This is a genomic window from Phaeobacter piscinae, assembly GCF_002407245.1.
In the GTDB taxonomy this organism is placed as follows: Bacteria; Pseudomonadota; Alphaproteobacteria; order Rhodobacterales; family Rhodobacteraceae; genus Phaeobacter; species Phaeobacter piscinae.
In genome coordinates this window covers 2,964,733-2,983,815 of the sequence record NZ_CP010681.1, presented here as the reverse complement: position 1 = coordinate 2,983,815, position 19,083 = coordinate 2,964,733, and the positions used below count along the sequence as shown (strand labels likewise).

The 19,083-nt window shown below is 60.2% G+C and carries 19 protein-coding genes and 1 tRNA gene; 8 read left to right on the top strand and 12 right to left on the bottom strand.

From position 1 onward, the window contains the following. Positions 1-191 precede the first annotated feature (191 nt). From phaeop14_RS14035 to phaeop14_RS14025, 3 genes are all read right to left on the bottom strand, one after another. On the bottom strand, positions 192-3,071 hold the full coding sequence (locus tag phaeop14_RS14035) for a Hint domain-containing protein (RefSeq protein WP_096789910.1): 2,880 nt from the start codon (positions 3,069-3,071) through the stop codon (positions 192-194). Positions 3,072-3,439: 368 nt separating this feature from the next. Continuing rightward, a tRNA-Ala gene (locus phaeop14_RS14030) sits at positions 3,440-3,515 on the bottom strand. A 175-nt stretch (positions 3,516-3,690) separates the two neighbouring features. After that, positions 3,691-4,017, bottom strand: a complete 327-nt coding sequence (locus phaeop14_RS14025) for a TIGR02300 family protein (protein ID WP_014875934.1) — start codon at positions 4,015-4,017, stop codon at positions 3,691-3,693. A 100-nt stretch (positions 4,018-4,117) separates the two neighbouring features. On the opposite strand from phaeop14_RS14025, the gene phaeop14_RS14020 reads away from it, so the two are divergent. Both phaeop14_RS14020 and phaeop14_RS14015 read left to right on the top strand, forming a co-directional pair. Continuing rightward, positions 4,118-4,810 carry a M48 family metallopeptidase gene (locus tag phaeop14_RS14020; protein ID WP_096790323.1) on the top strand — a complete coding sequence of 231 codons (693 nt, stop codon included), beginning with the start codon at positions 4,118-4,120 and terminating at the stop codon, positions 4,808-4,810. Between the two features lie 77 nt (positions 4,811-4,887). Next, the gene (locus tag phaeop14_RS14015; RefSeq protein WP_040174706.1) at positions 4,888-5,556 is read left to right on the top strand and encodes a GntR family transcriptional regulator; all 669 of its coding nucleotides are present in this window, start codon (positions 4,888-4,890) and stop codon (positions 5,554-5,556) included. A gap of 9 nt (positions 5,557-5,565) precedes the next feature. On the opposite strand, the gene phaeop14_RS14010 is transcribed toward phaeop14_RS14015, so the two are convergent. Both phaeop14_RS14010 and phaeop14_RS14005 read right to left on the bottom strand, forming a co-directional pair. Next, the gene (locus phaeop14_RS14010; RefSeq protein WP_096789909.1) at positions 5,566-6,468 is read right to left on the bottom strand and encodes a DUF1206 domain-containing protein; all 903 of its coding nucleotides are present in this window, start codon (positions 6,466-6,468) and stop codon (positions 5,566-5,568) included. Between the two features lie 156 nt (positions 6,469-6,624). Then, the gene (locus phaeop14_RS14005; RefSeq protein ID WP_040174702.1) at positions 6,625-7,587 is read right to left on the bottom strand and encodes an acetyl-CoA carboxylase carboxyltransferase subunit alpha; all 963 of its coding nucleotides are present in this window, start codon (positions 7,585-7,587) and stop codon (positions 6,625-6,627) included. A 119-nt stretch (positions 7,588-7,706) separates the two neighbouring features. Here phaeop14_RS14005 and phaeop14_RS14000 point away from each other — a divergent pair, with 119 nt between their 5' ends. Beyond that, on the top strand, positions 7,707-8,543 hold the full coding sequence (locus phaeop14_RS14000) for an AraC family transcriptional regulator (protein ID WP_096789908.1): 837 nt from the start codon (positions 7,707-7,709) through the stop codon (positions 8,541-8,543). Between the two features lie 3 nt (positions 8,544-8,546). Here phaeop14_RS14000 and phaeop14_RS13995 read toward each other — a convergent pair whose 3' ends face one another. After that, a complete protein-coding gene (locus phaeop14_RS13995) occupies positions 8,547-9,143 on the bottom strand; it encodes a LysE family translocator (RefSeq protein WP_040174698.1) in 597 nt (198 codons plus the stop codon). A 73-nt stretch (positions 9,144-9,216) separates the two neighbouring features. On the opposite strand from phaeop14_RS13995, the gene phaeop14_RS13990 reads away from it, so the two are divergent. After that, entirely contained in the window at positions 9,217-9,669 is a 453-nt protein-coding gene (locus phaeop14_RS13990; RefSeq protein ID WP_096789906.1) for an Lrp/AsnC family transcriptional regulator, read from the top strand. Between the two features lie 51 nt (positions 9,670-9,720). Here phaeop14_RS13990 and phaeop14_RS13985 read toward each other — a convergent pair whose 3' ends face one another. Together phaeop14_RS13985 and phaeop14_RS13980 are read right to left on the bottom strand one after the other, a co-directional pair. Next, complete coding sequence (locus phaeop14_RS13985) at positions 9,721-10,326, bottom strand: hypothetical protein (protein ID WP_096789905.1); 606 nt, start codon at positions 10,324-10,326, stop codon at positions 9,721-9,723. 80 nt (positions 10,327-10,406) lie between these two features. Next, entirely contained in the window at positions 10,407-11,369 is a 963-nt protein-coding gene (locus phaeop14_RS13980; protein ID WP_096789904.1) for an L-malyl-CoA/beta-methylmalyl-CoA lyase, read from the bottom strand. Between the two features lie 314 nt (positions 11,370-11,683). Between phaeop14_RS13980 and dgcN the strand changes: the two genes are divergently transcribed. From dgcN to phaeop14_RS13965, 3 genes are all read left to right on the top strand, one after another. After that, positions 11,684-12,685: an N-acetyltransferase DgcN gene (gene dgcN / locus phaeop14_RS13975; protein WP_040180804.1), complete on the top strand. Its 1,002-nt coding sequence runs from the start codon at positions 11,684-11,686 to the stop codon at positions 12,683-12,685. A gap of 159 nt (positions 12,686-12,844) precedes the next feature. Next, positions 12,845-13,810 (top strand): N-acetyl-D-Glu racemase DgcA, encoded by a 966-nt coding sequence (gene dgcA / locus phaeop14_RS13970; protein ID WP_096789903.1) that lies wholly within the window; start codon positions 12,845-12,847, stop codon positions 13,808-13,810. Between the two features lie 10 nt (positions 13,811-13,820). Further along, positions 13,821-14,681 (top strand): D-amino-acid transaminase, encoded by an 861-nt coding sequence (locus phaeop14_RS13965; protein ID WP_040174689.1) that lies wholly within the window; start codon positions 13,821-13,823, stop codon positions 14,679-14,681. A gap of 94 nt (positions 14,682-14,775) precedes the next feature. Here phaeop14_RS13965 and phaeop14_RS13960 read toward each other — a convergent pair whose 3' ends face one another. The 4 genes from phaeop14_RS13960 to ald all read right to left on the bottom strand — a co-directional run bounded on the left by phaeop14_RS13960 (position 14,776) and on the right by ald (position 18,436). Further along, positions 14,776-15,450, bottom strand: a complete 675-nt coding sequence (locus phaeop14_RS13960; RefSeq protein ID WP_040180799.1) for a type 1 glutamine amidotransferase domain-containing protein — start codon at positions 15,448-15,450, stop codon at positions 14,776-14,778. Between the two features lie 31 nt (positions 15,451-15,481). Continuing rightward, positions 15,482-16,513: an NADP-dependent oxidoreductase gene (locus phaeop14_RS13955; protein WP_096789902.1), complete on the bottom strand. Its 1,032-nt coding sequence runs from the start codon at positions 16,511-16,513 to the stop codon at positions 15,482-15,484. 91 nt (positions 16,514-16,604) lie between these two features. Further along, complete coding sequence (locus phaeop14_RS13950) at positions 16,605-17,192, bottom strand: TetR/AcrR family transcriptional regulator (RefSeq protein WP_244905775.1); 588 nt, start codon at positions 17,190-17,192, stop codon at positions 16,605-16,607. Positions 17,193-17,320: 128 nt separating this feature from the next. Further along, entirely contained in the window at positions 17,321-18,436 is a 1,116-nt protein-coding gene (gene ald, locus phaeop14_RS13945; RefSeq protein WP_040174681.1) for an alanine dehydrogenase, read from the bottom strand. Between the two features lie 137 nt (positions 18,437-18,573). Here ald and phaeop14_RS13940 point away from each other — a divergent pair, with 137 nt between their 5' ends. Beyond that, positions 18,574-19,032, top strand: coding sequence for an Lrp/AsnC family transcriptional regulator (locus tag phaeop14_RS13940; protein ID WP_024095888.1), 459 nt, complete (start codon positions 18,574-18,576; stop codon positions 19,030-19,032). Positions 19,033-19,083: the final 51 nt, after the last annotated feature.

Below are 19,083 nucleotides of genomic sequence, written 5' to 3'. Positions count from 1 at the left end.
ATGCTACAGGGACAGGGTCTGCAAGACTGCGGCAGCGTTGTCGCGTTGGTGGAACGCCCTGGGCGCCTGAGGGCAGCGTTCCAGATCTGCCAAGGTCACGACGTTCCCCTTGGCCTTATGCACCTAGGCCGCTTGAACTGCTCCGGGAGCGTAGGACCAACAGAGGGCCATGAGGCTTGCGCGGCAGGGATTTACGCGGCGTGGCGATTGGCGATGTCGCGACGTCTGAGGGAGCGGCGGGCGAGATCGCCGTAGGTTTTGCGGACCTGACGGCGGCCGGGCTCGCCTGACAACCCATGCACGGTTGCCAGCTCCGGGAATAGTGTCAGCAACTCGCGCAGGTCATCTACGGACAGGCCGCGGATCGCCTCCGGGCCGGGCCAGAAGGTTTCGGTCGCGATGCCTTCAGCAAAGATGACTTCATGCTGCTCCGTCATCAGGTGGACATAGGTGACAGGTGTCTGCTGCGTCACCTGTGCTGCAAAACCGCCATCCATTTCCGCAAGAAGTTTCGCGGAAACAAAGCTTTCGTCACGTGGTTGTTCCGGCATCAGGCAGCCGTCATTGACGATCAGGCGGTGTTGCGGGGACAGCAGCATCGGTCGGTCCGGTGACAGCAGGCCGCCCGGACGCAGGCAGTAGGGGCGCAATTGTGGGCGGTGCATAAGATCGGCCGCGCTGAGGTGGCGCCTGCCAACCCAGATCACCGGCTGAAACCCATTGTCTGCGGTTTGCAGCAAATCCCCGACCCGGATCTGACCCGCAGGGACAGCGCCCCGGCGCGTGGCCAATAGCACGTCAGGCGTAAAGCAGGGAATGCCCGCCGCGTAGAGCTGGTTGTGACTGCTCATTTGCGCAGGTGTGACCCCCTGAAGCACCAGTTGCTCCCCGCCGGGGAAGGTCAGGAGCGCATTGCCGAACCCATCGTCTGCCACGGCGACATCACCGGTGCGCACGGCTCCGTTGGTTCCGCTGCCACCCGCCAGGTCTGAGACGTCGAGTTGGTCATTGTAAAACCCGTTGCCATCGTCATCGTTCAGGTCGAAGTCGCTGACGGTATCGACGCCACCGCCCTCCGTCAGGATCAGCTCATCGTCGCCAGCTCCACCGGTGATGGAATCATCACCTTCACCAAAAGTGATGGTGTCGTCGCCAGCGCCTGCATCGATATCCACCCCGGCGTTGTCAGTCGAAGCATCAACAATATCCGCCTGGTCGGTCAGGGTCAGCTGTTCAATCTCGCTGAAGGAGATGGTGTCGGCGCCATCGGTAATCTGGCCGGCTTCATATCCGGAATAGGTGACGGTAACACTGCTGGTGACATTCGACAGGTCGATGTGGTCGGAATCATTCCCGGCCTCACCGCCAGAGATGGTGTCATTGCCAAAGCCATCCGACATCTGGAAGGTATCGGCATCCGCCTCGCCATACATCTTGTCATCGCCGGCGCCGCCGACCAAAAGGTCATTGTCATTGCCGCCGTACATGGTGTCGGCACCATCGCCGCCTTCCAGTGTGTCATTGCCGTCTGTAGCGACGATGCTGTCATCACCGGTGCCGCCGACCAGGCTGTCATCGCCTGCCGAATTGCGTAGCGTGTCATTGCCTGCGCCACCAATCAACGTGTCGTTGCCAAGGCCGGTTGTCAGACTGTCGTCGCCGTCGCCGCCGTCGATATAGTCGTCACCATCCCCGCCCGCGATGGTATCGGCGCCGAGGCCCCCCATCAGCGTATCGTTTCCGGTGCCGCCATCCATCACATCGTCGCCGGTGCCGCCATCCAGGCTGTCGTCGCCCGTCTCGCCATACATCAGATCGTTGTCGGCACCCCCAACCAAAAGGTCGTTGTCATTACCGCCGTACATGGTGTCGGCGCCATCGCCGCCTTCCAGCGTGTCATTGCCATCTGTGGCGACAATGCTGTCATCGCCGGTGCCGCCGACCAAACTGTCATCACCTGCCGAGTTGTTCAGCGTGTCGTTGCCCTCTCCGCCAAGGAGCGTATCGTTGCCGATGCCGGTTGACAGTCTGTCGTCGCCCTCACCGCCCTCGATGTAATCGTCCCCATCGCCGCCAGAGAGCGTATCGCCACCGGCGCCGCCAAGCAGGGTGTCGGCCCCTGTGCCTCCCTCCATGACATCGTCGCCTTCACCGCCGTCCAGCAGGTCATCACCTTCCTCGCCCAGCAGGGAATCATCGCCCCCCTGACCATGGACAATATCATCACCGACGCCAGCCATGACCGTATCTGCCCCCTGGTCGATGATGGTGGTGACCGGATCCTCCAGAATGTCGCCAGATAGGGTGAACCCAGCCAAGCCCGCACGGGTTTGCAGGGTGAATTCAATTGAAGAGCGGTCCTCAAACGAGGCGGAGAACCAAGAGTCCTGATCGGTGTAATCATTCAGCTCTGATCCGGTGGCTTTGACTACATCTCCATTGATGTCGGTGGTCAGAGAAGAGTCTGCCGAGACGCCAAAGGAGGTAAAGCTGCTGCCATCGATGATGACGGCTTCGGCGTCGCCGTAGTAGCTGTTGTCGTCGATATCATTGAAGGTCGCGGTGGAGTTGAGGTAGACCGTCTCACCGGTGGCCGGATCAAAAAATTCAAGTCGGAACTTGGCCTGATCGCCAGGCTGATCCCCATCCAGCAGGATTTCTGCGCCGCTAGTATACCCAAATTCCACCGACATATTGGCGTTGGATTTTTCGACCAGAACCAATTTGCCGGAGATGCTGGTGCCGTCCTCAAGCGTGGCGACATTGCTAAACACAGCGTAGTTGCCGGCCGAACCTGTGCCACCATCATGGGATACGCTGTGCATATTGTTGATATCAAGGGTCAGCGGAGAGGCCTGCATCCCTTGGTCAAACCCGTCCCCCATGTCGCCATAGATGATGTCGTCGCCGTCGCCGCCGTCAATCAGGTCGTTGCCTTCTTCACCGGCGACAGTGTCGTCCCCCTCGCCGGCATCCATGGTGTCATCACCCGTGGTGCCGCCAAGTTTATCCTTGCCCCTGCCACCGATCAGATTTGTGAGGAGATTTTCGAGCCAATTTGAAAGGGGCATGGCGGGTCTCAATCCTTAACCGATTTATACAATTGTTGTGCTGACCATAGTGCGCGCTGCATGGTCGATGGTGGGGACACACATGAGCAGAAGCTTAGGTGTTTCGCGATAACAAAGCGTAAATCGGCAAGGCGGTCTGCTGCGCAGCCGAGCAGCAAGCCTCGTAGGGTGGAATGCGACGTGCGGCGCGGGCGCTACGAGGTAACAGGAGTGGGCGCTGTGCTGTTTGACGGGTTCTGCAGTAAGGTCGCAACCGGTGCTGCAATCCGACGCCGCACCAATGGACACGCTGTGCCTAAACGGCGCCCGCAGCAATCACTGGTCTCTTCGGGAGAAGATGACGTTGTGCTGGAATTTTTAAGGAAGTTTGGTGGAGCCTAGCGGGATCGAACCGCTGACCTCCTGCATGCCATGCAGGCGCTCTCCCAGCTGAGCTAAGGCCCCGAACCGCCGCGTTTCGTTTCCGTCTCGCGGTGTGTGTCGGTGATTTAAGGGAGGCTGGCGCGTGCCGCAAGCGGAAAATGCACCATCGTCCGAGATTTTTTCAACACCGGTTTCCCGGCGGTCATTCGCGGTATCCGGGGGAGGTGGCAGCACCTCCCCCAAGGGCCTTGTGGCCTTAGGACTCGTCGTCTTCGGAGGCGACGTCGGCGATCTCGTCGAGCGAGACGTTGTCCTCGTCATCATCATCGTCCAAGACGTCGTCGCCCAGATCCAGATCGACATCATCTGCATCATCAAGCACCGCGTCATCACCGTCGGTGTTTTCCTTGGCCTTGCGGCTGGCCGCATCTTCGGCGTCGGCTTCGATCATGCGGCTTTTGCCGTTGTTCAGTTCGACAACCTCACCGGTGTAAGGGCTGACGATCGGGTTCTTATTCAGGTCGTAAAAACGTTTGCCGGTTGTCGGGCAGACGCGCTTTACACCCCATTCTTCATTGGGCATGTGGATCCCCTTGATTTTCTGCTGAGTCGGTTCGACGATTCAGGTGCCTTGCCATATGCGCCGGGTGCTGTCAAAGCCTTTGCCAAAAGGGGAGGCCGTCATGGCTGATCATCACCTGCCCGGAGATCCGCCGGTTCCGCTGACGCTGCGCCGCTCTGCGCGGGCACGGCGGATCAGTCTGCGCATCTCAGGGCTGGATGGTCGGGTGACGCTGACGTTGCCGTCACGGGTCCCGGATCGCGAAGCGCTGGAGTTTGCGCGAGAAAAGGAAGGTTGGATTCGCGGGCATTTGGCGAAGCATCCGGAATGTATCGACGTGGATTACGGCAGCGTGCTGCCGATTGATGGCCAGCCACGGCATGTGGTTGCTGGGCGGGGGCGCAGGGTGCTGTTGGCACCAGGTCAAGTGACGGTGCCGGGGGGCGCCAGCGGGGCGAAGCCGGGGCGCCGGATTCAGCGGTATCTACAGGAGCTTGCGCGTGACAGGCTGGCGGCGGCCTCTGATCACTACGCGGCGGCGCTGGGTCGTCCATATAGACGTATCAGCCTGCGGGATACCCGGTCGCGCTGGGGATCGTGTTCGTCCGACGGGGCGCTGATGTATTCTTGGCGGTTGATCCTGGCACCGCCGGAGGTGCTGCGCTATGTCGCCGCGCATGAGGTGGCCCATCTGGCGGAGATGAACCATTCGCCCGCATTCTGGGCGACCGTCCAGCAACTATATGGCAACTATGATGGCGCGAGAGAGTGGCTGCGCAGCGAGGGCAATCAGCTGCATCGCTACCGTTTCTGAGGGCATTGGGGCCATGGGCCTGTGTTCGGCCAGCTGTACCAGTTGACCTGATCGGGGTTTGTGATCACAACACCAATATGTCCGATCCTGTACCCAACCCCATTCGCCCGACTGTTGAGCCTCCCACCGGCTCTGCCCATGACCGTGTCTATCGCGCATTGCGCACTCGCATCATGCACGGTGAGATGGCACCGGGGGAGGCGCTGACGCTGCGCGGGATTGGCCGTGAGTTTGAAGTCTCAATGACGCCCGCCCGCGAATCGGTGCGGCGGTTGGTAGCAGAAGGGGCCTTGTTCCTGTCGTCTTCTGGTCGGGTATCGACACCGGAGCTGACAAATGAGCGGATCGAGGAACTGGCAGCCCTGCGGGCGCTGATCGAGGTCGAGCTGGCCAGTCGGGCCCTGCCGCGCGCGCATATCGCGCTGATCGACCGCTTGCAGAGCATTAACAGCAATGTGGCTGAGATGATCTCCAAACGGGATGCTGTTGGCTATCTCCGAACCAATCTGGAGTTTCACCGTACGCTATATCTGCGGGCGCAGGCACCGGCGATGTTGGCAATGGCGGAGACCGTCTGGCTGCAGCTGGGGCCGACGATGCGGGCGCTTTATGGCCGGTTGCGGCGCACCGAACCGCCGCAGAACCACAAGTTGATCATTGCCGCGCTGAAGGCGGGGGATGAGCCGGGCTTGCGACTGGCAGTGCGTTCCGACGTGACGCAGGGGCTGCGGATGCTGACGGGATAGGTCGCGTCGTCATTTGCCGCTGAGTGCATCACCGAGGGTCTTTGTGCCGCGGTCACTGGCCTTGGGCACGACGCGATACAGTGCATTGATGCAGCAAAACAAGGCAAAGCCCAAGAGGCCGAAACAGAGGGCGGTGACGAGAATCTGGCCAAAGACTTGTTCCCGTAGCCAGTCGAATACACTGCCGATACCACCTGGGTTGTCGGCAGACGCAAACATGGCGGCCTGAATGATCAATACACCGATAACACCGATGACCACGCCGTTTGCAGCGACACCAATCTTCAATAACGTATTGAGGCGTTGGGTGATCGAGTTGGCTTTGAGATGTGTCCGGTAGTTTTCACTCCAAGCCTTGTGAAGGTAATAGCCTGCTGCGCCCAGTGTCATCAGTCCAACCGCGCCTAGAAGGATTGAGCCAGCGGAAGAGGACACCAACCGTGTAAATTGCCCACCGCCGGACGCATTACCGGACCGATGGTCGATCAAAACTGTAATGGCTATGCCTGCCATGACGAGGTGCACAAGACCCGTCACTACCATCGCCGTACGGGCGATCAGCCCCTTGATACCAGCCCCGTATGCTTCGAGGTCCCAGACGCTGTCGACCACACGCCAGACTGCGTAGGCCATAAGTCCCAGAATGATTGCGAGTAGTACAATTGTCCCCCAGCCACCATCCAGCCATTCTAGTGCTTCCGTGGTGCCTTTTGCCCCGCCGCCCTGCCAGATCGACCAAAGCGATGTGCCAGCGATCGTCAGGTAGACCAGTGCCCGCCCGCCGTAGCCTGTTCGCATGATGGGTATTGCCCAAGAAAAGTCATCTGGGTTGATCTGATCAAGGATCTCGTTGCGGGTTTTCTGAGAGGGCAGGGCGCGATTTGCGAACCCCGATAGCAGGTGATCTGACATGTTGGCGCTCCTGACCATGGGAAAGGATATTTGCTAGTCAAATGCACAAACCCGCAGGATTGTTCCGAATCAGCTTGGCCCCATACGAACAAACATAAAAAAACCTCGGCGCAAAGGCCGAGGTTTCATACCGAAATCAGGGTGTTGCGCGTGGCCCTAGGCCGCCAACCCCTTGGAGCCGATGTCCAGGAATTTCTGGCGACGATCCTTGATGAGGGCAGCGGCGTCCATACCTTCTAGCTCTGCCAGCATCTCTGTCAGCGCGCCACTCACCGCCTCAAAGGTGGCTTCAGCATTGCGGTGGGCGCCGCCAAGCGGCTCGGGGATGATCTTGTCCACCACGGCCAGCTCCTTGAGGTTCTGAGCGGTGAGGCGCAGGGCTTCGGCGGCTTCGCGCATCTTTTCGGCATCCTTCCAGAGGATTGAGGCGCAGCCCTCGGGGCTGATCACTGAGTAGACCGAATGTTCCAGCATCGCCACGCGGTTGGCAGAGGCAAAGGCCACAGCCCCGCCAGAGCCGCCTTCACCAATGATGATGGAGATCAGCGGCACACCAATTTTCAGGCACATCTCGGTAGAGCGGGCGATGGCCTCGGACTGGCCGCGCTCTTCCGCGCCCTTGCCGGGGTAGGCACCAGCCGTATCCACGAGGGTCACCACCGGCAGACCAAAACGTCCGGCCATTTCCATCAGGCGGATTGCCTTGCGGTAGCCTTCGGGACGGGCCATGCCGAAATTATGGGCGATACGCGCCTTGGTGTCCGAGCCTTTTTCATGGCCGATCACCATGACCGGTTGGTCGTTGAACCGCGCCAATCCGCCCATCACCGCCAGATCATCGGCAAAGTTCCGGTCGCCGGCCAGCGGGGTATATTCGGTGAACAGCGCATCAATATAATCACGGCAATGCGGCCGTTCGGGGTGACGAGCGACCTGGCATTTGCGCCAGGGTGTCAGATCCTTATAGAGATCGATCAGCAATTGCGCCGCCTTGGCGTCAAGGGCGGCGGCCTCATCGGTCAGATCAGCTTCTTCATTTGCCCGTGCCAGGGCGCGCAGTTCTTCCGCTTTGCCTTCGATTTCGGCCAACGGTTTCTCAAAATCCATGTACTGGGTCATGTCGTCTCACTCGGGCGGTTTGCCCGATATATGGCCCCAAGGGCCGACGGATGCAACTCAGCAAGATTTGTGAAGTGCTACTATGGCATCCAAATCGGGTCAGAAGAGGGACGTTTTCCATGAGCAACGCCTATGAGGACCGCATTCTGCGGGTGCTGGGCTATATCTACGACAACCCGGAGGGGGATCTGTCGTTGGATGCGCTGGCGGATGTGGCGGCGATGTCGCGGTTTCACTGGCATAGGGTGTTTCGCGCCCTGACCGGGGAAACTTGCGCGCAGGCGGTGCGCCGGATCCGGCTGCATCTGGCCGCAACTGCGCTGGTGCAGGACGCAGCCCCGATCGAGAGCATCGGCCGCGCCGCAGGATATCCCAATAGCCGCTCTTTTGCGCGTGTCTTTGCCGAGGCTTATGGGGCGTCGCCCGCGGCCTTTCGCAGGAAGGGCCGTCTTCTGCCGCCCAATCCCAATCTGATGTCCCAAGGAGACCCCATGTATCCCACCACCATTCGCGATGAACCCGCCCGCACCCTGGCCGCATTGGCCCATAAGGGGGCCTATAGCGAGATTGGCCGCAGCTTTGAGGCGTTCTCAGCCCTGTGTACGGCGCGCAATCTTTGGCCGCAGATGCGCCAGATGATCGGTGTCTATCTCGACAGTCCAGATACAGTCCCGGATGCCGAGCTGCGCAGCTATGCCGGGGCCAGCACGGCCGAAGGTGTTGCCCTGCCTGAAGATATGGAAGAGGTAGCGTTGCCTGGTGGGAAGACTGCCGTGATGACCTACAAGGGGCCGTATTCCGGCATCCATGCCGCCTATGGTGATTTGTTCGGCGCGTGGTTGCCCCAGTCGGGCGAGGAGCCTGCTGATGCGCCCTGCTACGAGATCTATCTTAATGATCCGCACCAAGTCGCACCGGAGGAGTTGCTGACGGAGATCTGCCTGCCGCTGAAGTGACGCTCAGCGCTGCAGCAGGATCGCGGCCAGCGACGCAAGAAGCAGGGCTGCCATGGTCCAGTTGAAGGCCCGCAGCTGTGCGGGGCGGGTCAGCAGCCGACGCAGCTGCTGGCCCAGCAATGTCCAGGTCGAGGCCGAGAAACTGCCCACCAGCAAATAAGTGCCCGACACCCAGAGAATGGCAGTCACATCGCGGCTGGCCGCATAGAGGGTGATTGCGCCAAGGGCCATCGCCCAGGCCTTGGGGTTGACCCATTGGAAGGCGCAGGCCTGAAGGAAGCTCAGCGGTGTCCCCTGCGCCTCGCCATCGCGTGGCGGGGCCGCATTGGCAACTTTCCACGCCAGCCACAGCATATAGGCCACCGAAAGTGCCGTCATGATCCACGTGAGCGCGGGGAAGGCATCAAACAGCTGCATCACCCCAAGGCCAACCGGCAGAATCATCAATGGAAAACCAACCGCGACACCCGTGAGATGCGGAAGGGAGCGGCGAAAACCGAAGTTGGCGCCGGAGGCCATCAGCATCAGATTGTTGGGGCCGGGGGTGAAGACAGTGCCAAAGACAAAGCCAGCGAGGGCGAAGAAGAGTTCGTAGGTCATGGCGATGAAGATGAAGAGTATTTGAGCGAATGAAATTGCGTTCTCTATGCGTTGGCGTCATATTTTGCAATAAATGGCGAAACTGGATCAAATAAACGACAAGATATTGCAGGAGCTGAGCCGCGACGGGCGGATCAGCAATTTGGAATTGGCGGATCGTGTAGGGCTGTCGCCTTCTGCCTGTTTGCGCCGGGTGCAGGATCTGGAGCGCAGCGGGGTTATTACCGGTTATCGGGCGGTGTTGAACCGGCAGGCGCTGGGAGTTGGTTTTGTCACCTATATCGGGGTGGGGCTGGGCGAGCACACCAAAGAAGCACAAGAGGCCTTTGAAATCGCCATGCGGCGGGCGCCCGAGGTGGTGGAGTGCCACAATATCACCGGCACCATCGAGTACCTTCTGCGGGTCGAATGCGCGGATTTGCCCAGCTACAAGCAGTTTCATACCGATATTCTGGGGACGTCTCCCTATGTAACCTCGATCACCACCTATGTGGTGATGGGATCGCCCAAGGACATGCGGGCCTGAGAGCCGGGGCGTGGGATATTGAGTATTTGGAGAAAGGTGACGGGGTTGGCGTCAGCCCGCCCCTGTGAGGCTCCGCATGGCGATGGCAGGGGAGGCCAGCACCGGGATCTCTGTCTCAATCAGCGCGGCGGCTCCAGCCATGGAAGCCTGCGCCAGCACCACGCAGGAAGTATCGGCCACCAAGGCGAGGCTGGTGCCGACCCAGGTGGCGATCTGTTGGTGGAACAGATCGGTATCGCCTGCAGTGAAGTGCGGCCAGAGGCCGGTCAGAGGCAGAGTGCGAATTTCTGCTGATGTGTCGAGGTCGCTGAAGGCGCGCTCCAACAGGGCCGTAGAGGGCGCGCGTGTGCTTTCCAGACAATACGCAATCAGCACCGGCCCGCCGATCTGTGCTGCGGCCTGCATCATCGGCCAGTCGAGTCGGATGGCGCCGAGACTTTCGGCCAGCTCTCCGAATGTGGTGCACGTGCAGAGGATGGGGCTGGTCAGGCGCTGGATTTCGGTGGTGATTTCCCGGCGCAGGGCGTCGTCAATGCCATCTTGCGCCCGCTCCAGCCAGTCGGGACGGACGATATGGTGTAGCTTTGCAGCACCCGCCAGCGCATCGAAAGTGGCGACATGGGTCTTGGCCGTGTGAATCAGGGTGAGATCGACCATGTGCTTCGCCTGCCTTTGTCTCTGTCTTGACGGCCATTGTTTTACCGGGGGCATTGTCGCACCCCCGGTTTTACAAACCGTTAGCCGTTTTGGGCGATCAGCTCCGATTGCGCGACGATCACCTCGGCTTGTTTGATAGAGGCGATATCGACCAGACGGCCCTTGTAGACTGTTGCGCCTTCGCCTTTGGCCTTGGCTTGTTCCATGGCTGCGAGGATCTCACGCGCCTCAGAGACTGCTTCATCAGATGGGGTGAAAACCTGATTGGCCAACGCGATCTGTTTCGGGTGGATCGCCCATTTGCCCACCATGCCGAGGGTGGCGGAGCGTTTGGCCTGGGCGATATAGCCCTCATCATCGGAGAAATCCCCAAACGGGCCATCCACTGGCAGAATGCCATGGGTGCGACAGGCGGCGACAATGGCGGCCTGGGCCCAATGCCAGGGGTCCGACCAGTGTTTTTCGCCAGCGCGCAGCATATAGTAATCCTCCTGCGTGCCGCCGATGCCGGTGGTCTGCATGCCCATGGAGGCGGCGAAGTCTGCAGCCCCGAGGCTCATGGCCTGAAGGCGCGGGCTGGCGGCGGCGATGGCCTCAACATGGGCGATGCCGGCGGCCGATTCGATGATCACCTCAAAGGATATCGGTTTTGTTCGGCCCTTGGCGCGTTCAATCGCGGTGACTAAGGCGTCAACAGCATAGACATCTTCGGCGCAGCCCACTTTGGGGATCATGATCTGGTCCAGCCGGTCACCAGCCTGCTCCAGGAGATCGACAACATCGCGGTACCAATAGGGTGTATCCAGCCCATTGATCCGCACGGAGATATATTTGTTGCCCCAGTCGACCGTGTTCAGGGCCTCGATCACATTGGCACGGGCTGCATCCTTATCCGACGGGGCGACCGAATCCTCTAGGTCGAGGTTGATCACATCCGCTGCTGAGGCTGCCATTTTCGGAAAGAGTTTGGTGTTGGAGCCTGGGCCAAACAGCTGACAGCGGTTCGGGCGGGCCGGGGCGGCGGGTTGGATGCGAAAGCTCATGTCAGCGACCTCTGGGTAATGATGTGTCGTAGTTGCTTGCTGTTTTGGTATTAAATTGCATCGCGGCCCGCAAGCGTTTTGTGCAGTCGCAGCATTGCGAGCGCAGAAACAGTCACTGGGGGGCCGAGTTGCACGACAGCGTAAGCAAGGAACCGGCGTATATGATCATTGATTGGGAAGATCTTCGGGTTATTCCTTCTGTAATCGAAGATTCATGCGCCAATTTTCAGATGTTGCGCAGAATTCGGGATCCTCTCGCAGGCGCGCTCTCCTACACTTGCGCGGAACTCGACTTTTTCTGAGGAGGCCCCGCCATGATCGAGACCCCATATCTGCTGTTCCTGGGCGATGCGCCCGACATGCTGGCCGCCAAGGTGGCCATCGGTATTCGCGACTGGCGCCCGGATCACGCCGTGGGTCAGATCCGCCTGCCCGGCTGTGGAGCCGATCTTGGGTTGAGCGATATGACGCTGGCCGAGGCCAAGGCGGCGGGTGCCAAGACACTGGTGATTGGTGTGGCCAATCGTGGCGGTGTGATCTCCCCGGCGTGGAAAGAGGTGCTGATTGCAGCCTTGGAGATGGGGTATGACCTGGCGTCTGGTCTGCACAATCTGCTGCGGGACGAGGGTGATCTGGTTGCGGCGGCCCAGACCCATGGCGGCACCCTGCATGATGTCCGCGTGCCGACCGTCGGCTATCCGATCGCCAATGGCGTGAAGCGCAGCGGCAAGCGCTGCCTCGCTGTTGGCACCGATTGTTCCGCGGGAAAGATGTATACCGCCCTGGCCATGGACGCTGAGATGCAGAAGCGCGGCATGAAGTCGACCTTCCGCGCGACGGGCCAAACCGGCATTCTGATCACCGGCCACGGCGTGCCGCTCGACGCGGTAATCGCGGATTTCATGGCAGGGTCCATTGAGTATCTGACCCCGGATAATGACGATGACCACTGGGATCTGATCGAGGGGCAGGGTTCATTGTTTCACGTGTCCTATTCTGGTGTGACCATGGCGCTGGTGCATGGGGGCCAGCCAGATGCGCTGATCCTGTGCCATGAGCCGACCCGTGAGCATATGCGGGGCCTGCCGGGTTATAAGCTGCCGAGCCTTGAGCAGCTGCGTGACACCGCGCTGCCGCTGGCGCAGGTCTCCAATCCGGAGTGCAAGGTCGTGGGTATTTCGGTGAACACCCAGCATCTGAGCGAGGAGGAAGCGAAATCCTATCTCGCCGAGGTTGAGGCCCGCATGGGGCTGCCAGCGGTGGATCCCTATCGCCATGGTGCGGGCCGTCTGGTGGACGCGCTGGACGCTGTGTGATCTAACCCCTGCTGCCGCTGGGGGTGAGCCGAACGGTTCGAAGCCTCCGGCGGGAGTATTTTTGGAAAGATGACATTGGGGTGCCCGGCCGCGCGGGTGTCCTTTGGGCCTTTTCCGGTTCTTTAGACAAAGACAACTACCGCAGTTATGGAGAGACATATGCAGATCAGCGTGACACCCGATATTTTCAAGCTGGCGCAGGTCTTTACCATCTCCCGAGGATCACGCACCGAGGCCAAGGTGCTGACCGTGCGTATCGAACAGGATGGCGTGACGGGCTGTGGTGAATGTGTGCCCTATGCGCGCTATGGTGAGACGCTGGAGAGTGTGACGGCTGAAATTGAAGGTCTGCCAGAGCGTTTCAACCGCGAAGAGCTGCAATCGCTTTTGCCTGCAGGGGCCGCGCGCAATGCCGTTGATTGCGCGCTGTGGGATCTGGAAGCGAAACAGGCGGGCAAGCGCGTGTGGGAGCTGGCAGGTCTGCCGGAGCCAAAACCAGAAATCACCGCCTATACGCTGTCACTGGACAGTCCCGAAAACATGCAGGCGCAGGCCGCCAAGAATGCCCATCGCCCACTACTGAAAATCAAGCTGGGCACCGCCGACGATATGGCCCGCCTGGAAGCGGTGCGCGCTGGAGCCCCTGAGGCCCGCATCATTGTCGATGCCAACGAGGGCTGGAGCGCCGAGGTCTACGCTGACCTTGCCCCACATCTGGTACGACTGGGAGTGGCGCTGGTGGAACAGCCACTGCCTGCGGGGGAGGACGCTGCGCTGCTGGGGATGGAGCGTCCAGTGCCAGTCTGTGCCGATGAGAGTTGTCATGATCGCGAGAGCCTCGCAGCCCTTGAGGGGAAATACGACGTCATCAACATCAAGCTGGACAAGACCGGTGGGCTGACGGAGGCGCTGAAACTGCGCGACGCGGCACTTGCGCGGGGCTTTGAGGTGATGGTGGGTTGCATGGTCGGATCCTCGCTTGCCATGGCGCCTGCGACACTGGTCGCGCAGGGGGCGGTGGTCACCGATCTTGACGGGCCGCTTCTGTTGGCCGAAGACCGTGCGGAACCGTTGAAATTTGACGCAGACGGCGTGCACCCGCCGGAAGCGGCCTTGTGGGGCTAAGGAGAGCACAATGACCCGTACCGTATATGTGAATGGCGACTACCTGCCGGAGGATGAGGCCAAGGTCTCGATTTTTGACCGCGGTTTTCTGATGGCGGATGCTGTTTATGAGGTGACCTCGGTTCTGGGCGGCAAGCTGATTGATTTCGAAGGTCACGCCGTACGTCTGAAACGGTCGCTGGACGAGCTGGAGATGGCGGAGCCTTGCTCGAAGGAAGAGCTGCTGGAGATCCACCGCAAGCTGGTGGAGTTGAACGACATCGACGAAGGTCTGGTCTATCTGCAGGTCAGCCGTGGCTCTGATGGGGATCGTGATTTTGTGTTTCCCTCGGCTGAGACCACGCCGACCATCGTGCTGTTCACCCAAAACAAACCCGGTCTGGCGGACAGCCCGGCGTCGCGCAAAGGCGCTAAGATCATCTCGATCGAGGATATTCGCTGGGGCCGCCGCGACATTAAGACCGTGCAGCTGCTTTACCCCTCCATGGGCAAGATGATGGCGAAGAAGGCCGGGGCCGATGATGCCTGGATGATTGAGGATGGTCACGTGACCGAAGGGACCTCTAACAACGCATATTTCGTGAAGGATGGCGTGATTGTTACCCGCCCGCTGTCCAATGACATCCTGCACGGCATCACCCGCAAGGCGGTTTTGCGCATGGCAGAAGAGGCGCAGATGAAGATCGAAGAGCGCCTGTTCACCATTGAGGAAGCGAAAGAGGCAGATGAGGCGTTTACCACATCGGCCTCCGCCTTTGTGATGCCGGTTGTTGAGATCGACGGCGTAGCGCTGGGCGATGGCAAACCGGGCCCGATCGCCAAGCGCCTGCGCGAGATCTATCTGGAAGAAAGCATGAACGCGGCGATCTGATCACGCGCTCATCACGTGCGAGAATAAAAGGCCGCCCGCATCACTGCAGGGCGGCCTTTGTACTGAGCGCTGCGGTTTTCGCAGGCTTGCGGCCTCAGAGTAGGGCGAGCAGCTGTTTCGCGGCCTCTTCCGAGGAGGCGGGGTTCTGACCGGTGACCAGCTTGCCGTCGGTGATGGCAAAGGAGGCCCAGTCGTCGCCTTTCTCGTAGGTGGCGCCATTTTCAGCCAACATGTCTTCCACCAGGAAGGGCACCACGTCGGTGAGGCCGACGCCGTCTTCTTCGCTGTTGGAGAAGCCGGTCACGCGTTTGCCCTGTACCAGCGGCGCGCCATCGGCGTCTTTGGTATGGCGGAACACGGCTGGGGCGTGGCAGACAGCGCCGATGGGACGGTCGCTGTGTGCGAAGGCCTCGATCAGGCGGCGGCTGTCGGCGTCTTCGGCCAGATCCCAGAGAGGACCGTGACCGCCGGGATAGAACACCGCGTCAAAGCCATCATCTTTGACCTCTGCCAAGACCTTGGTGTTGGCCAAGGCGTCCTGCGCGGCGGTATCTTCCTTGAACCGGCGGGTGGCATCGGTCTGGGCGCTTTCATCATCGCTCTTGGGATCGAGCGGGGGTTGCCCCCCTTTGGGGGAGGCCAGTGTGATGTCGGCGCCTGCATCTTTCAGCGCATAGTAAGGCGCGGCGAATTCCTCCAGCCAGAAGCCGGTTTTTTCGCCTGTGTCGCCCAGTTTGTCATGGGAGGTGAGAACCATCAGGATTTTCATCTCGGGTCTCCTTATATTTTTTAAGTTCAGATCAGTCGGCGAGGTGGATGACACGTTTGCCAAACGCTTCGCCTCTCAAAAGACCAACGAATGCTGCGGGCGCTTGTTCCAGACCTTCGATCATTTCTTCGCGGTATTTCACTTTGCCATCCTGCACCCAGCCGGTCATCTGCTTGGCGAACTCCGGGTAGAGATGGCCGAAATCGTCAAAGACGATGAAGCCGCGCATGGTGATGCGTTTGCGCAGCAACTGGCCCATCAGGTAGTTCATCCGATCAGGGCCGTCGGGGAGGGCAGTGGCGTTGTACTGCGAAATCAGGCCGCAGAGCGGGATGCGGGCAGAGGGGTTGAGGAGCGGCATCACCGCGTCAAAGACAGCGCCGCCGACGTTTTCGAAATAGATGTCGATGCCATCTGGAACCGCCTTGGCAAGGTCGTCCGCAAAGCTGCCGGCCTTGTAATCGATGCAGGCGTCAAAGCCCAAAGTATCGACCACGTGCTGGCATTTCTCCGCACCACCCGCGATGCCAACCACGCGCAGGCCGAGGATTTTGCCGATCTGGCCAACCGTTGCGCCGACCGGGCCGCTGGCGCCTGCGACGACCAGTGTTTCGCCTTCTTTTGGCTGGCCGATCTGGGTGAGACCCGCCCAAGCGGTGAGGCCCGGCATGCCCAGAACACCAAGCGCCCAAGACGGGTTCTGCGGGGTCTTGCCCATATTGATCACACCGGTGCCATCCGACAGCGTGTAGTCCTGCCAGCCACCGAATGCGACGACCCAATCGCCTTTTTCATATCCCTTAACGTTGGATGTAACGACCTCGGCAACGGTGCCGCCCACCATGACCTCATCGATCTCGACCGGCGCGGCATAAGAGGGCGCGCTGCTCATTCGGCCACGCATATATGGGTCCAGCGACAGATACTCGTTGCGCAGCAGCATCTGGCCTTCGCCTGGGGTGGGCACTTCGGTGGTTTCCAGGCGCAGGGTGCTGTCGGTTGGCTCACCCTTGGGGCGCTCGGCGAGGACGTACTGGCGGTTGGTGGTGGAGGTCTGTGTCATATTGGGGTCCTTTCTGTAGGGATTAGACCGATCGTCTAGTGAACGGTAAATTTTTTACGGCACACAAGGGAGCCAGAATGTTTCTGACAGGTTAGGTGTGCCCGGGTGGGGGGAGCATGGCCCGGGTCTGGACCATGGCGGTGTTGAACGGGGTGCTGTCCTGCGACAGATGCGCCATCAGGCTGGCGCCAAGCCAGATCTGATAGAGTGTGATGGCGGTATGGATTGGGTCGACGCTCGGGCTGAGGGAGCCGTCCCGTTGACCTTTGCGCAGGCAGTCAGCCAGCCGCGCTGTAATGCCTTCGACAGCCTGTTGCAGAATGCCGCGCATCGCGGGGGAGAGGTCGGCAATTTCGGCGGCCAGTTTGACAATAAGGCATTTTTGACCGGCCATGTCCGAGCTCTGCCGCTCCTGCCAGGCGGTGACATAAGACAGCACCTGATCGCGCCCGGTCAGCTCTGGGTTGTTCAACGTGGGCGTCAACTCAATCCGGTACTGGTCGACGTAGTGACGCAGCAGGGCGCAGCCGTAGTCTTCTTTGGAGGAAAAGTAGTGATAGAAGGACCCCTTCGGCACCTGCGCCGTCGCAAGCAGCTCCGTCAGCCCGACGGAGGTATAGCCGCGCTGCGCCGTCAGTGCGCGTCCAGTGTCCAGAATATGCAGTCGGGTGTCACTCATGCGAGTAGACATAAGATCACTAGACCGATTGTCTAGTGGGGTTGGCAACTTTTTCTACCTGTCAAAACGAGACAAGGCCCCGCGTCTGCGAGGCCTTGCGCTGGCTGACATCAAGTGATCGGGAGGTGTTACTTGATCATCAGCTGAGGGGAGACAACATCAATGCCCAGAGCCTTGCCGACCGCGAAATAGGTCAGCTTACCAGCGTGGACGTTCAGGCCATTCAGCAGATGTGGATCGTCTGCGCAGGCTTGCTTCCAGCCTTTGTTTGCCAAATTCAGCAAGAATGGCAGAGTGGCGTTGCCCAAAGCCTGGGTCGAGGTGCGGGCAACAGCGCCGGGCATGTTGGCCACGCAGTAGTGCATTATGCCGTCGACCTCATAGATCGGGTCGGCGTGGGTAGTGGCCTTTGACGTCTCGAAGCAGCCGCCCTGGTCAATGGCGACATCCACCAGCACTGCGCCGGGTTTCATCTCGCTGAGCTGGGCCCGTGAGACCAGCTTTGGTGCTGCAGCACCGGGGATCAGAACCGCGCCGATCACCATGTCTGCATCACGCACCAGCTCGGCCGTGGCGCCTGCGGTGGAGTATTGGTTCTTGAAGTCGCGGCCGAAGACATCGTCGAGATATTTCAGGCGTGTGAGGGAACGGTCGAGGATGGTGACATCCGCACCCATGCCAGCAGCGATCTTGGCTGCGTGGGTGCCAACGACGCCGCCACCGATCACCACAACCTTGGCCGGGGCCACGCCAGGGACGCCGCCCATCAGCACGCCGCGACCACCGTTGGCCTTCTGCAGGGTGTAGGCGCCCACTTGTGGGGCCAGACGGCCGGCAACTTCGGACATCGGCGCCAGCAGCGGCAGGCCGCCACGGTCGTCGGTCACGGTTTCATAGGCAATCGCGGTGCAACCGGAATCCAGCAGATCACGGGTTTGATCGGGATCGGGGGCGAGGTGCAGATAGGTGAACAGCAACTGGCCTTCGCGCAGCATCTTGCGCTCAACGGCTTGGGGTTCTTTCACCTTCACGATCATGTCTGCGGTGGCAAAGATCTCCTCGGCGGTGTCGATGATTGCGGCACCTGCTGTGGTATAATCTTCGTCGGTGAAGCCAGCGCCCATCCCGGCACCGGCCTGAATTAGGACGGTATGGCCATGGTTTACGGCTTCGCGAGCGGCGTCCGGTGTCATCCCGACGCGGAATTCCTGCGGCTTGATCTCAGTGGGGCATCCGATTTTCATGCGATCTCTCCTCCAGCATGCTTGCGCTATGATGCCGCAGGAGCGATGAGATTTGCTGCTTTTTTAGGCGAAATAAAAAGGTGCATATAGAAGGTTCTTCTAATATGTTCATCCTTCATCGAAGGATCTTTCGCAATATGTCACTTGACCACACAGATCGTCGCATCTTGCAGGTGTTGCAGAAGCAGGGACGGATTTCCAACGCCGAGCTGAGTGAGCAGGTAAACCTGTCGGCATCGGCCTGCCACCGGCGTGTGCAACGGTTGGAGACAGACGGGTATATTCGTAATTACGTCGCTCTCCTGGACGCGCGCAAGATGAACCTGCCGGCAACCGTCTTTGTGGAGATCACGTTGCAGAGCCAGGCGGATGAGCTGCTGGATGCCTTTGAGAAGGCGGTGGGGCGCATTCCCGATGTGTTGGAGTGTCATCTGATGGCGGGGACGGCGGATTACATCCTGAAGGTTGTGGCTGAAAACACCGATGATTTTGCCCGCATCCATCGCCAACACCTGACCCGGCTGCCTGGTGTGGCGCAGATGCAGAGTTCCTTTGCGCTGCGCACGGTGTTTAAAACCACGGCGCTTCCGGTCTGATCTACGCGTCTGCGCGGGCCTTTGCGTGACTTGTCAGGCAGGGGGATCTGG